Below are 13,329 nucleotides of genomic sequence, written 5' to 3' on the forward strand. Positions count from 1 at the left end.
GGGCAGGGGTTCGCATGGGCGCGAAGACCGCGTTGCTGGCCTTCGCCGACGGTGATCTGCCGGCGGCGCTGAAACGGGCCGGGCCGTCCCGGGCCGATGAGGCGGAGGCGGTCGTGCGCCGGCTGTCGCCCGGGTACGAGGTGACGCCGATCCGCGACGGGACGCTCTCCGAGGACTGCCACCCACCGGACGACGTGGCCTTCGCCGCCGTGCTGCCCGGCGCCGTCGTGCTGTGCGACCGGCGGCTCGTCGCCGTGACCCCGTCCGAGCTGCCGGAACGGCTTCTGGCGGAGGCGGCGGGCCGGCGGGTGCTGCTGCATGCGATGCACTCGGTCTCGGACGCGCTCACCTTCGCGGTGTGGGAGGACGGGCGGTTGATCCGGTCGCTGAGCGTCTCCCCGGACACCGGTGTCGTGGAGGATCTCGGCGAGCCGCTCCCCTTCGAGCGGCCGTACTGGACCGGCGAACGCCCGGTCACCTCTCCCGGGTTCCCCGGCCAGGGGCCGTACCCGCTGCCGTTTCACCCGCTGGATCTCGGTCAGGACGCGCTGCGGGCCCTCTTCGGCTTCGTCATCGAAGGCCGCCGCGAGCCGGACGACGTCGACGCGGGGGCGATGGTGCTGCACGGCTTCCGGGTCGCCGACCCGACCGGCCGGGAGCAGGAGGAACGGGAGAACCACCTGCGCGAGGTGCTCAGCCGGATGGGGCCGCCCCGCAGGTACCGGATGGGAGCCGACGGCGCCTTCCACGAGCTGACCCCGGACGACACACCCTGAACGGGTGGCGCCTCACGCGGGCTTCCACACGTACCGGATGTCGGGGGCCTTCTCCTCGTTTCCGGAGCCGTCGGTGGTCTCCGCCTCGATGAAACCGTGCCGGAGGTAGAAGCGCTGGGCGCGGACGTTGGAAGCGAACGTCCACAGCTGCAGACCGCCGGGGCGGCGCGACTTGGCCAGCTCGACCAGTCGTGAGCCCAGGCCGCGGCCGGTGGCGGACGGGTCGACGTAGAGCTGGTCGATCCCGTCGTCGTCCAGCACCAGGACCGCCAGCGCACGGCCGTCGGGGTCCTCGGTCAGCCACACCTCCCGCTCGGGGACCACCACGGTGGCGACCCACCCGCGCACCTCGTCGTCGGAATGGGCCGGCGGCGGGATCGCGTCGCCGGCGCCACGCCGGGAACGGATCAGGAGGTCGGCGACCGCCGGCGCGTCGACCGGCTCGGCTCGGCGGGAGGTGCCCGGCAGAATCATGGCAGCCATCCTGGGAACCCCCGGACGAGGACGCAACCGAATTCCGGCCGCCCGGCTGTCCGAACGCCACGCACCGCGTCACCGCTGCGCGGTTCTCCCGGATGTCGCCGGAACCGATGGGATCTCCTCTGGCCGGCGCGAGCGGGCTGACGCGCCCCCGCCTGCGGGTGATGACGTTGTGCCGGTACCCGGGCCGTGCAAGGCTGAGGTCGTCCCGGCCCCAGGGAGGGTGTCCATGCTGGACGAGAAGCCCACGCTTGCGGAGGAGAACGACACCCCCGCCCGCTCACCACGGGAACGGACCGTGCTGGTGGCCGTGGCCTGGCACCTCACTGCCCTGGCCGGTTTCCTGGCCAACGCCTACCTGGTCCCCTGGGAGACCGCGTCGTGCGCCGACCAGCCCGGCTATTGCGTGACCACCGACGACTTGATGCACATCCTGCTGTTCCTCGGTGTCCCGTTCCTGCTCGTCTCGTTCCTCGTGGCAAGGATGGCCGCCGTGCCGCTGTCCCGCCGCCTCCGCCCCTCAGCCGCGGGCGCCCTCGCCACGCTGGCCGGCCTGCTGACCACGATCGCCGCCGCCACCACCCTGGTCGCCGTCGCCCGCTGACAGAACGGCTGTCACCGCCGTCTCGTCATTCGTGGCGGTGCAGGTCGGCCAGGGCCCGTAGCCGGCGGACCTCGTCGATGATCAGCTGGTCGTCGGCGTCCGGGAGGCGCAGCACCGACGCCAGCGTGGCGCGCAGGTCCTCGGAGGGGGCCGCGTCGAGCTCGCGCAGCATCATCTGCACCGCGCCGTCCACTTGGGCCCGGTCGTAACCGCGGAGAACGATCGTGAAGTCGGCCGTCTGCAACGCCTCCCGGGCCCGCGCACGCTGCGACGCGTCCTCGGCGTCGAGCGCCGCGGATGCCCGGCCGAGCAACGCGTCGACCTGGGACCGGTCATATCCCCGCAGCACGAAGGTGAAGTCGAGCCTCATGGCGGACATCGTAGAGACGTCCCGCACCAGCCAGTCGCCGACAGCCGACAAGACGCAGACCCGGGTCACTGACGGCGACGAAACAGAGGCGGCCGACGTAACCGGACACGGTCCACGGCGGGCCGAGGCGCGCAGCGGGCGGACCCCGGCGAAGCCCGCGGCTCAGTCGTCGGTGGCCAGCCACAACCAGACGACGAAGGCGCTCGCCACCACCGCGGCGATGCCGGCCGCCCCGGTGACGAAGGTCAGCCGGCTGGGTTCGGGTGAGGCCGCCGTCATGGCGTCGGCCGATTTGCCCAGCAGCAGGCCGATCACCGTGGCGGGGATCCCGATCACGGCGGTGACCAGCAGCGGCACGGTGGCGAGCCGGGTCGGCCGGCCGGGTGCGGCGACGGCCCGCCGGGCGCGCAGCGCCCGGACGCCGAGGACGGCGACGGCGCCCCACGTCAGGACCACCAGCAGCGCGGCGATGATGTCGCTGGGCCGGTGCCATCGCGCCCACACGGTGCCGATCGCGATGGCCGCCGTGTATCCGGCGCCGACCAGCGCCGTGGGCCCGCGCAGCGCCGCCGGCACCACGATGACCAGGGCGAACGCCACTGACGCGGCGGCTGTGGTGTGGCCGCTGGGCAGCGAGTTGGGGTAGGTCAGGCCGTCCAGGGTGGGCCGGGGCAGCCAGTCCTTGAGGAGCTGGGTGGTGGCGTTGCCGGCCAGCACCAGGACCGCGGCCGCGATCGCCAGGTCGACGCGTTTGCGGACCACGCCGACGGCGGCCGCGATCACGCACACCAGCACGAGGCTGGACAGGGTGGTGGCGTTGAGGATGCTCCGGAGCAACTCCTCGAGGCGGGCGTGGTGGACCTCGGTGCCGAGCATCGCGGCGGTGTCGAGCCACTGGCCGGAGATGGTACGGACGAAGACGTGGTAGGTGGCGAGCAGCCCGGCGCCGGCGGACACGCCGATGAGCAGCGGCGCCACCAGGTACGTCGGACCGGGACGCCCCCGGGTGTGCTGCCGCACGCTGTCGGGACTCAGCGTGGTCATCCGTGGCCACCTCCGGGTTCGTCGAACGCCCGAGCTTACGGACCGCCGTCAAACGCGCCGACGACGCCCAGGAGTTCCAGTTTGCCGTAGCTCTCCGTGCCGGGCACAGCGGTGTACACGAGCAGGGAGTGTCCCTGGTCGGGGTCGAGCAGGGCCTGGCAGGTGAGGTCCAGGTTGCCCACCTCGGGGTGGACGAACCGTTTGAGATGCGAGAAGCGGAAGCCGATCTCGTGCTCGGACCACACGGCGCGGAACTCCTCGCTGCTCTCCATCAGCAGGCTCTGCAGGTGCGCGGCCCGGGAGCGGGGCCCGCGGAGGGTGACCACGTGACGCAGGCCGGAGACGAAGACCCGGGAGTGCATCGCGTGGTCGTCGGGATGGTAGAGGGCACGGCAGGCCGGGTCGGTGAACCAGCGGTAGCCGATGCTGCGGGCCGGCCCGGTGAACCGGGTGAGGTCGCCGTTGAGGGCGACGCCGAGCCGGTTCTGCCGCAGGGTCTCGCCGAGCTCGGTGACGATCTCGGCGGGGGTGTCGTCGAGCCGGTCGAAGATGCGCAGCAGGCCGGGGCTGATGTGCTCGCCGGAGGCCCCGCGGACCGGCGGGTGGTGCCCGGCCAGCCGGAACAGGTGGTCACGTTCGTCGTGGGACAGGTGCAGGCCCTGCGCTATGGAGGCGATCATCTGCTCGCAGGGGTGCGGGCCACGCTCCCGCTCCAGCCTGCTGTAGTAGTCGGCGGAGATGTGACAGAGCGTGGCCACCTCCTCCCGGCGCAGGCCGGACGTCCGGCGGCGCTGCCCGCGGGGCAGGCCGACGTCCTCGGGTTGCAGCGACTCACGCCGCCGGCGCAGGAACTCGGCCAGACCGGCCCGATCGATCTGCATCACGTCACCGTAGCCGCGCGAAGGACGTGGCGGTCAATTCCTCGGAGGTACGCCACACCCGCGCGGCCTCCTCCTCGGAACGCAGGCGCGAGTACAGCTTCTGCTCGGCCGGCGCGCCACCGAGGTGCCCGGGTCCGCTCGGCCCGTAGAAGCCGCCGTCGCTGCCGGTGGTGGCGGCGAGGACGGCGGGCAGCGCGGCGGACCCGGCCGTGCCGAGCAGGATCCCGCGGGCGGAGAGCGCGCCGATCAGCCGTCGTCCGGCGGTGTCCCGGGACCGACCGACCTCGGGGCGGGCCGCGAGCAGACTGGTCGGGGCGACGCCCGGATGCGACAGGGTGCTGGTGATGCCCCAGCCCTGCTGCCGGCTGCGGCGGGCCAGTTCAAGACCGAAAAGACCAAAGGCGATCTTCGATTGGCTGTACGCGCGCCCGCCGTCATAGGAACGTTCCCAGTTGAGGTCGTCCCAGTTGATCGCGCCGGAGTTCGCCGCCACGCTGATCTGCGTGACCACCCGGGCCCGGCCGTCCCGCAGCAGGGGCATCAGGTGCGCGACGAGCGCGAAGTGCCCTAGGTGGTTGGTGCCGAACTGCAGCTCGAAGCCGTCCGCCGTGACCTGCCGGTCGGGCGGTGTCATCACTCCGGCGTTGTTGATCAGCAGGTGGACGGGCCGGCCCTCCTGCCGCAGCCCGGCGCCCAGCTCGGCCACCGACTCCAGCGACGACAGCTCCAGGCTGCGCAGCGACAGCGTGGCGGCGGGGGTGCGCCGGCGGATCTCGGCGATCGCGGCCTCGCCCTTGCGGGTGTTGCGGACCGGCAGGACGATCTCGGCTCCGGCGGCGGCGAGGCGGGCGGCGATCTCGAGGCCGATCCCGTCGCTGGCGCCGGTGATGACGGCGAGCTTGCCGGTGAGGTCGGGAACAGTGACGGTGGGTTGTCTGCGTGCCATGTGACCAGCATGCGGGCGGCCACCGGAGGTATCCACGGCCTGACGATCCCAGGCTGCGACGCTACCGGCCGCGGCTGTTGCGGCAGCCGCGGATCAGGGCGGTCCGGCAGGCGGCCGACCCCGTCGGCGAGGCGGGCCGCCGGTGCCGGCCGGTTTCGGCAACCACATATCGGAAACGGTCACCGGGCCGGCCGACGACAGCGATTCAGAGCGAGACCCATGCTCCGGTACGCACGGAGTCGAGCATGGCGTCCAGGACGACGGCGGCCGCGACCGCGTCGTCCAGGGTCGGGCCGTACGGCGTGTCGTCGGCGATCGACCGCAGGAAACCCGCCGCCTCGATCACCTTGGTGTCGTCGTAGCTCATCGCGATCCCGGCGCCCGGCTGGAAGGCCCCGAAGTCGCCCTGCCCCGGCCCGGCGAAGACGGTCCGGTAGCTCTGCGACTGGTAGTCGGCGCCGGTGCTCACCGACAGCTCCCCCATCCGCCGGAAGTCCCAGGCCAGCGCCCCGGTGGTGCCGTGCACCTCGAAGCCGTAGGTGTTCTGCTCGCCGACCGCCACCCGGCTGGCCTCCAGCACGCCGCGGGCGCCCCCGGCGAAGCGCAGCAACGCGTGCACGTGGTCCTCGTTCTCGACCGGCCCGGGTGGCCCGTCGGCGCGGGAGAAGTGGCTGGCTGCGCCGGTGACGGTGGGCCGTGAGGGGATCACCGTGGTGGTGTCGGCGACCAGCGCCTCGATGTCGCCGAGCAGGTGCCGGGCCAGGTCGACGGCGTGCGAGGCGAGGTCGCCGAGGACCCCGCTGCCGCCGTGCGAGCGGGTGAAGCGCCAGGACAGCGCGCCGTCCGGGTGGGCCGCGTAGTCGCTGAAGAACCGGAACCGGGCGTTGGTGACCCGGCCGATCGCGCCGCCCGCGATCAGGGCGCGGGCCTCGGCGACGGCCGGCGCGGCCCGGTAGTTGAACCCGACCGTGCTGCGCACCCCCGCCGTCGTGGCGGCGCCGGCCACCCTGCGGGCGTCGTCGCCGGTCAGGCCCACCGGCTTCTCGATCCACAGGTGCCGTCCGGACTCGGCGACGGCCGCGCCGATCTCGCGGTGCAGGAAGTTCGGGGCGGTGACGCTGACCGCCTCGACCCGCGGGTCGGCGAGCACGTCGCGCCAGTCGGTGGCGGCGGTGGCGAAGCCGTACTGCGCGGCGGCCGCCTCGGCCCGGCCCGGTTCCGGGTCGGCGACGGTGACCAGGTGCGGCACGATCGGCAGGTCCGGGTACTGGTGGCGGACCCGCAGATAGGCGCGGGTGTGCGCGTGCCCCATCCACCCGAACCCGACGACCGCCACCCCGAGCGGCCGGGTCATCGGACGCCCTCCGCAGAAGGCCGCTCGACCACCGCGACACCGGACGGCCGGGTCATGAGGTGGCCTTGCCGGCGGGGTTGCGGTCGAGCTCGTGGGCCAGCTGGTCCAACTCGGCGCCACCGGCCATCATCCGGGTCAGCTCGGCCAGCGACAGCTCGCTCTTGGCGAAGTCGCCGAGGCTCTTGCCCCGGTTGAGCAGCAGGAACCGGTCGCCGACCGGGTAGGCGTGGTGCGGGTTGTGGGTGATGAAGACGACCCCGAGCCCCCGGTCGCGGGCCCGCGCGATGTAGCGCAGCACCACCCCGGCCTGTTTGACGCCGAGCGCCGACGTCGGCTCGTCGAGGATCAGCAGGCGCGCCCCGAAGTGGACGGCCCTGGCGATGGCCACCGACTGCCGTTCGCCGCCGGAGAGGGTGCCGACCGGCTGGTCCGGGTCGCGGATGTCGATGCCCATGTCCGCCAGCTCACGGCGGGTGGTCTCGATCGCGGTGGCCCGGTCGAACCGGCGGAACGGCCCCCACCCCTTGGTCGGCTCGGAGCCGAGGAAGAAGTTGCGCCAGATCGCCATCAGCGGCACCATCGCCAGGTCCTGGTAGACGGTGGCGATCCCGGCGTCGAGCGCCTCGCGGGGGCTGCCGAGCCGGACCGGGTTGCCGTCGATCAGCAGCTCGCCGCCGTCCGGCTGGTGCACCCCGGACAGGATCTTGATGAGCGTCGACTTGCCGGCGCCGTTGTCGCCGAGCACGCAGGTCACCTGGCCGGCGCGGACGGTCGTGGAGACTCCGCTGAGCGAGATGACGCTGCCGAACGTCTTGCTGACGTCCCGGATCTCCAGCAGTGGACTGTCGCTCATCCCCTACCTCCTCGACAGCTCGGCGAAGCGCCGGATGTACTGGTTGGCGAGCACCGCGAGCAGCAGCATCGCGCCCAGGAAGAACTTGAACCAGTCGGCGTCCCAGCCCGCGTAGACGATGCCCTGCGAGGTCATGCCGAAGATCAGCGCGCCGATCGAGGCGCCGATCGCCGAGCCGAACCCGCCGGTCAGCAGGCAGCCGCCGATCACCGCGGCGACGATGTAGATCAGCTCCTGCCCGAAGCCGGCCTGCGCCTGGATCGAGGTGAGACGCACGATCTGGGTGGTGCCGACGAACCAGGCCGCGAAGGAAGTGATCATGAAAAGCGAAATCGTGGTACGGGCCACCGGCACCCCGACGTTGCGGCCCGCGTTCGGGTCCCCGCCGGTGGCGAAGATCCAGTTGCCGAACCGGGTGCGCAGCAGCAGCCACGAACCCAGGATCGTCGCGACCACCCACCACAGGATCGCGATCTGGAAACTCGCCCCGCCGATGGTGATCTCACTGGCGAAGACGGCGTGCAGCACGTCGTACCCAATGATCTTGTTGAAGTTGTTGACCTGCACGGTGTTGGTCACGAGCTTGGTGATGCCCAGGTTGAGGCCCTGCAGCATGAGGAACGTGCCGAGCGTGATGATGAAGCTCGGCAGCCCGGTGCGCACCACGAGGTAGCCGTTGACGAAGCCGATCGCCAGCACCAGGGCCAGCGAGATCAGCAGCGCGGCCCAGGTGTTGACGCCGTAGTAGGTGGTCAGCAGCCCGCTGGTGATCGCCGCGGTGCCGGTCTGCACGCCGGCCGACAGATCGAAGTGGCCGCCGATCATCAGCAGCGCCACCGCGACGGCCATGATGCCGAGCGTGGAGGCCGGGTCGAGCCAGTTCGCGACGCCGCTCGCCGACCGGAAGACGTCGGAGAGGGCGGCGAAGAACACGAAGACCAGCACGGCGCCGATCGAGGCGCCCAGCTCGGGCTTGAGCAGCAGGCGTTTCAGGAGGCCGACCCGGGCGAGACGCTCGTCCGGGCCGGCCGCGGTGGCGGTGCCTGTCGACATGTCAGCGGGTCCCGGCCGCCGCGAGCTGGGCGACCTGGGCCGCGTTGTCCTTGGTGACCAGGGCCGGGCCGGTCAGCACCTGCTGGCCGCCGCCGAGGACGTTGAGGTTCGACTTGTACTGGGTCAGCATGACGACCGCCTGGTAGCCCTGCAGGTAGGGCTGCTGGTCGACGGCGAAGAGGATCTTGCCGTCCTGGACCGCCTTGGCGACGTCGGCGTTCAGGTCGAAGGTGGCCAGTTTCGCGGACGAGCCGGCCTCGCCGATCGCGGCCGACGCGACGGTCGCGACCGGGCCGCCGAGCGTGACGACACCGTCGATCGCGGTGTCCGCCTGCAGCTTGGCCTTGATGGTGGCCTGCGAGGACTGCAGGTTGTTGATGTCCACCTGGAGGTTCTCGATGGGCGCGCCGAGAGTGCTCGCGACCGCGGCGCAGCGCTCCTCCAGACCGACGTTGCCGGCCTCGTGGATGACGCAGACGGCCTTCTTGACACCCTGGTTCTTCAGTTCGGCGCCGACCGCCTCACCGGCGACCTTCTCGTCCTGTCCGATGTGGGTGAGCGCGCCGAACTCCTTGGACCGCGACGCGCCGGAGTTGATGGTGATCACCGGGATGCCGGCGGCGACCGCCTTCTCGACGCTGGCCTTGAGGGCGTCCGGGTTGGCCATCGAGACGACCAGGCCGTCGACCTTCTGGTTCACCGCGGCGTCGATCAGCTGCGCCTGCTTCTGCGGGTCGCCGTCGCTGGAGTAGTTGATGGTGTCGCCCATGTCGGCGCCGGCCTTCTCCACACCGTTCTTCACGATGCTCCAGAACGCGTCACCGGCCGCCCCGTGCGTGACGACGGCGATCTTGTATCCGTAACCGCCCTTGCCACCGCCGGCGTCGGTGGTCTTCTCGGCGTTGACCGCGTTGTCGCTGCTGCAAGCGGCGAGTACGAGCATCGTGGCGGACAGGGCGGCCACCGACGCCCACCTGCGAGACCTGCGCATCATCGGATCCTCTCTATATGTTTCCGCCGTGTTTCGCGGCGGTGCAACTGCAGCCTGTGACTGACCAAGACCAAGGTCAATACTTTGTCCTGACAATATTCGGAAGGCGCTGACAAGGCGCCACGATTGTCAGTACGCGCCACGGTAGGGCTCGGGCACGGTGGCGGCACGCCGGAGGTCGTAACCGGGTTCGAGCGTGCCGAACAGGCGATCCCAGACGGTGGTGTAGAAGCCGAGGTTGAAACGCGGATCGGCGTGGTGCCCGACGTGCATGGCCGGGGTGGCCACCCAGCGGAAGACGACGTGGCGGCGCACGGCCGGCGGCAACGGCTCCACCCCGAGGTGGCCGAGGATGCCGAAGATCAGGTTGAGCGCCGCGTAGGCGGCCAGGGCCCACACCGAGAACGGGTGGATCGCGAGGATGACCAGCCACATCGCCCCGAAGCCGATCGCTTCGAGCGGATGCAGGGCGAACAGGGTGATCGGCCGGGCGTCGGCGAAGACGTGGTGCAGCCGGTGCACCCACGGGAACAGCGGCCGCAGGTGGACGGTGGCGTGACCGACATACATCAACGCGTCCATGACCAGGACGAGGACGGCCAGCTCGGCGATCGCGGCCAGGTCCAGGCGGGCGCGCAGGACGATGACACCGCCGGTCCACAGCCACCAGCCGGCCACGGTGATCGCGGTGTTGACCACCGTCGTGCTCACCACCAGGGCCAGCTCCAGAGGCTCGACCAGGCCCGGATCGGGGGTGAGCCGCCGGGCGCCGGGCAGCCGCAGCGCCACGTGCCCGAGGAGCGCGCCGAGGCCGACGAGAGCGACATTTTCCACCAGGGCGAGCAGTGTGAACCAGCCCGGGTGCAGGCTGTCGAGGAAGGTCAGCACGCTGGTCACGGGGCAGAGCGTACGGGGCAGGCCCGGCAAGGGGCGCCGGGCCTGCCTGTCTCGTGGTGGCGGTTACTCCTCGTCAGGGGTGAGGACGACCTCGGCGGAGCCGGTCTGGCCGTCGGCATCGGTGTACTCGGCGACGAAGACCGCCGCCAGGTTCTCCGCGCCGGCGTGGCCGGGGTCGATGAACGTGGTGATCGAGCCGCTGCAGCCGGTGCTGGTGGAGAGCGGGTGCCCGTGCTGGTCGTGACCGAGGATGTAGGACACCTGCACGTTCGCGCAGTTGACCGGGCTGTCGTCGACGACGGCGACCTCGAAGTTCACCGTGTCGCCGAACTCGAAGGGCTGGCCCTCGGTCGGCGTTACGAACGAGACGGTAGGCGCCACCGGGCCGACGTGCAGCAGGAACTCGGCGGAGGCGGACCGGCCGGTGGAATCGGTGACCTTCAGGGTGGCCCGGTAGTCGCCGTTCTCGGTGTACGTGTACGACGGGTACGGGTGCCGTGAGTCGACGTCACCGTCGGCGTCGAAGTCCCAGGCGTACCGCAGCGCGTCGCCGTCTGGGTCGACGGTGCCGGCGCTGGTGAAGTTGACCGTGAACGGGGCGGATCCGACCGTCGGCTCGGCGTTGATCTTCACGATCGGGGTCTTGTTCGCCGGCGCGTAGTCGATGCGGGCCAGCTGCGCCTCGGGGTTCTCGGCGAAGTAGCCGTCCCCGTACTCCAGGACGTAGAGGGCGCCGTCCGGGCCGAACTCCAGGTCCATGGGGTTGTCGAAGACGATCGACGGGAGCACCGACTCGATGTTCGTGACCCGGTCGTCGTCGTCCAGGGTCAGCGCCTTGACGTAGTCCCGGGTCCACTCGTAGAACAGCGGCTTGCCGTCGAAGTCGGCCGGCCACTTGACCTGCGACTTGCTGCGCCGGTCGTACTGGTAGGCGGGGCCACCCATCGGGCCGATGCCGCCGGTGCCGAGTTGCGGGAACTGGGCGCTGGCGCCGTACGAGTAGACGATCTCGGCCTTCTCCACCGGCGGCAGGTTGCGCAGCCCGGTGTTGTTGGGCGACGCGTTGACCGGTTGCGCGCAGTTGAACGGCTGCCCGGACGTGCCGGTGGCGAAGTCGTAGTCCACATAGGGCATGTCCGGGGCGACGCAGTACGGCCACCCGTAGTTGGCCGGCTTGTCGATGGCCATCCAGCGGCCGTGGCCGGCGGGCCCGCGGGCCGGGTTGGGCTGGTTGGCGTCAGGCGAGTAGTCGGCCATGTAGACGACACCGGTCCGCTCGTCGACGTCGAAGCGGAACGGATTGCGCAGACCCATCGCGTAGATCTCCGGGCGGGTCTTCGGGGTGCCCTTCTTGAAGAGGTTGCCCTTCGGGATCGAGTACGTGCCGTTCGCCTTGACCGTGATGCGCAGCAGCTTGCCCCGCAGGTCGTTGGTGTTGGCCGCGCTGCGCTGGGCGTCGAAGGCGGGGTTGCGGTCCGGGCGCTCGTCGATCGGCGTGTAGCCGGAGGACGCGAACGGGTTGGTGTCGTCGCCGGTGGACAGGTACAGGTTGCCCTGCCCGTCGAAGTCGATCTTGCCGCCGACGTGGCAGCAGATGCCGCGGTCGACCGGGACCTGGATGATCTTCTGCTCACTGGCCAGGTCGAGGGTGTTGCCGCGCAGCTTGAACCGGGACAGCTGCAGGTGGCCCTTGAACGGGGCGAAGTCGGCGGCGGTGCCGGTCTCCGGGGCGTCGCCCTCGTTGACGCCGGGGGTGGCCGGGTCGTCCGTCGGGGTGTCGAGCACCGGGGAGTAGTAGACGTACACCCAGTGGTTGCGGCTGAAGTCCGGGTCGATGGCGATGCCCTGCACGCCCTCTTCGTCGTGCAGGTAGACCGGAATGGTGGCGGCCAGCACATTGCGCCCGGTCCGTGGCTCGTGGATGCGGATCTGCCCCTTGCGGGCGGTATGCAGCACCCGGTTGTCGGGCAGGACGGCCAGGGCGATCGGCTCGCCCGGGAAGTCGTCGAGGGTCACCTTCTGGAAGTCGGAGTCCGGCGGCGGCGCAGCCTGGGCGGGGCTGCCGGACCCGGCGACACCGGTGGTGGCGAGCAGGGCCGCGGCGGCCGCGGCGAGAAGACGTCGCATGTCAGTACCTCAGCCCGGTCAGGTATTGGTAGCCGACCCGGGCGGTGTCCAGGGCCTGCGCGGGAGTGCGTGGCGGACTGCCCGCGTCGTCGCGTTCCACGATGTACTCGACGAGTCCCGCCTCGGCGGCCCGGCGGAAGACCCGTTCGAAGTCGATCAGGCCGGCGCCGGGGTCGGCGAAGCTGCTGCTCACATCCATGTCCTTGACGTGGACCTGCTTGATCCGGCGGCGGTTGCGCTCGATCAGGTCGACCGGGTCGGCGGCGCCGCGCCAGGCCCAGTAGATGTCGACCTCCAGGTGCACCAGGCGCGGGTCGGTCTCCTGGGTGATGATGTCGAAGCCGGTGCGCTCCCCGCCGTCCTGGCGCAGGAACTCGTTGTGGTGGTTGTGGTAACCGAAGCTGAGCCCGGCCCGGCGCGCCAGCTCGCCGGCCTTGTTGAGGTCGGCGGCGAAGGCACGGTAGACGGCGCCGTTGCGGATCGGCCCGTTGGCGTCGGTGCCGAAGTACGGGTGGACGATGAATTTGTTGCCGACGATCGCGGCGTCGTCCAGAGCGCGCTTCCAGGTCTCGGCGTTCCACGGCTGCGGGATGCCGGCGTGCCCGGACGTGGCGCGCAGTCCGGCGTTGTCCAGCGCGGTACGGAACTGGGCGGCGGTCCGGCCGACGAACCCGGCGTGCTCGACCCGCTTGTAGCCGATCGCGGCGAGCTGGGTGAAGCTGCCCTCGAGGTCGACGGCGAGCTGGTTGCGCAGCGTGTAGAGCTGCACGCTGATCTGGTCGCGGGGGACCCGGCGCGGGGACGAGTGCCCGCCGGCCGCGGCGGGCGAGCCGAGCGCGGTGGACGCGCCGATGGCTGCGGCTCCGGCAGCGGCGGCGCCCAGGAGGCCGCGGCGGCTCAGCGAGGACTGTTGGGGTGGTGACTCGTGCATGCGGTGGTGCCTCCGGTTTCGC

The 13,329-nt window shown here is 71.2% G+C and carries 14 protein-coding genes; 2 read left to right on the forward strand and 12 right to left on the reverse strand.

Going from position 1 to position 13,329, the window contains the following annotated elements:
* Positions 1-14 precede the first annotated feature (14 nt).
* The gene (locus BM290_RS07595) at positions 15-776 is read left to right on the forward strand and encodes a DUF6928 family protein (RefSeq protein ID WP_093611463.1); all 762 of its coding nucleotides are present in this window, start codon (positions 15-17) and stop codon (positions 774-776) included.
* 12 nt (positions 777-788) lie between these two features.
* Here BM290_RS07595 and BM290_RS07600 read toward each other — a convergent pair whose 3' ends face one another.
* On the reverse strand, positions 789-1,259 hold the full coding sequence (locus BM290_RS07600; RefSeq protein WP_203779053.1) for a GNAT family N-acetyltransferase: 471 nt from the start codon (positions 1,257-1,259) through the stop codon (positions 789-791).
* A 226-nt stretch (positions 1,260-1,485) separates the two neighbouring features.
* Between BM290_RS07600 and BM290_RS07605 the strand changes: the two genes are divergently transcribed.
* Positions 1,486-1,860: a hypothetical protein gene (locus BM290_RS07605; RefSeq protein ID WP_093611465.1), complete on the forward strand. Its 375-nt coding sequence runs from the start codon at positions 1,486-1,488 to the stop codon at positions 1,858-1,860.
* A 25-nt stretch (positions 1,861-1,885) separates the two neighbouring features.
* On the opposite strand, the gene BM290_RS49065 is transcribed toward BM290_RS07605, so the two are convergent.
* From BM290_RS49065 to BM290_RS07660, 11 genes are all read right to left on the reverse strand, one after another.
* The gene (locus BM290_RS49065; RefSeq protein ID WP_239143253.1) at positions 1,886-2,230 is read right to left on the reverse strand and encodes a DivIVA domain-containing protein; all 345 of its coding nucleotides are present in this window, start codon (positions 2,228-2,230) and stop codon (positions 1,886-1,888) included.
* Positions 2,231-2,392: 162 nt separating this feature from the next.
* Complete coding sequence (locus BM290_RS07615) at positions 2,393-3,274, reverse strand: phosphatase PAP2 family protein (RefSeq protein WP_093611469.1); 882 nt, start codon at positions 3,272-3,274, stop codon at positions 2,393-2,395.
* Positions 3,275-3,309: 35 nt separating this feature from the next.
* On the reverse strand, positions 3,310-4,155 hold the full coding sequence (locus BM290_RS07620; protein WP_093612391.1) for a helix-turn-helix transcriptional regulator: 846 nt from the start codon (positions 4,153-4,155) through the stop codon (positions 3,310-3,312).
* A gap of 4 nt (positions 4,156-4,159) precedes the next feature.
* Positions 4,160-5,101 carry an SDR family oxidoreductase gene (locus BM290_RS07625; RefSeq protein WP_093611471.1) on the reverse strand — a complete coding sequence of 314 codons (942 nt, stop codon included), beginning with the start codon at positions 5,099-5,101 and terminating at the stop codon, positions 4,160-4,162.
* 205 nt (positions 5,102-5,306) lie between these two features.
* On the reverse strand, positions 5,307-6,455 hold the full coding sequence (locus BM290_RS07630; RefSeq protein ID WP_093611473.1) for a Gfo/Idh/MocA family protein: 1,149 nt from the start codon (positions 6,453-6,455) through the stop codon (positions 5,307-5,309).
* A 52-nt stretch (positions 6,456-6,507) separates the two neighbouring features.
* The gene (locus BM290_RS07635) at positions 6,508-7,308 is read right to left on the reverse strand and encodes an ATP-binding cassette domain-containing protein (protein WP_093611475.1); all 801 of its coding nucleotides are present in this window, start codon (positions 7,306-7,308) and stop codon (positions 6,508-6,510) included.
* A 3-nt stretch (positions 7,309-7,311) separates the two neighbouring features.
* Positions 7,312-8,361, reverse strand: a complete 1,050-nt coding sequence (locus tag BM290_RS07640) for an ABC transporter permease (RefSeq protein ID WP_093611477.1) — start codon at positions 8,359-8,361, stop codon at positions 7,312-7,314.
* A 1-nt stretch (position 8,362) separates the two neighbouring features.
* Entirely contained in the window at positions 8,363-9,352 is a 990-nt protein-coding gene (locus tag BM290_RS07645; RefSeq protein WP_093611479.1) for a sugar ABC transporter substrate-binding protein, read from the reverse strand.
* A gap of 129 nt (positions 9,353-9,481) precedes the next feature.
* Positions 9,482-10,249 carry a sterol desaturase family protein gene (locus BM290_RS07650; RefSeq protein ID WP_093611481.1) on the reverse strand — a complete coding sequence of 256 codons (768 nt, stop codon included), beginning with the start codon at positions 10,247-10,249 and terminating at the stop codon, positions 9,482-9,484.
* A 63-nt stretch (positions 10,250-10,312) separates the two neighbouring features.
* Positions 10,313-12,376: a PQQ-dependent sugar dehydrogenase gene (locus BM290_RS07655; protein ID WP_093611483.1), complete on the reverse strand. Its 2,064-nt coding sequence runs from the start codon at positions 12,374-12,376 to the stop codon at positions 10,313-10,315.
* A gap of 1 nt (position 12,377) precedes the next feature.
* Positions 12,378-13,307 (reverse strand): sugar phosphate isomerase/epimerase family protein, encoded by a 930-nt coding sequence (locus BM290_RS07660; RefSeq protein WP_093611485.1) that lies wholly within the window; start codon positions 13,305-13,307, stop codon positions 12,378-12,380.
* Positions 13,308-13,329 lie beyond the last annotated feature (22 nt).

Source organism: Actinoplanes philippinensis (assembly GCF_900113015.1).
Classification (GTDB): domain Bacteria; phylum Actinomycetota; class Actinomycetes; order Mycobacteriales; family Micromonosporaceae; genus Actinoplanes; species Actinoplanes philippinensis.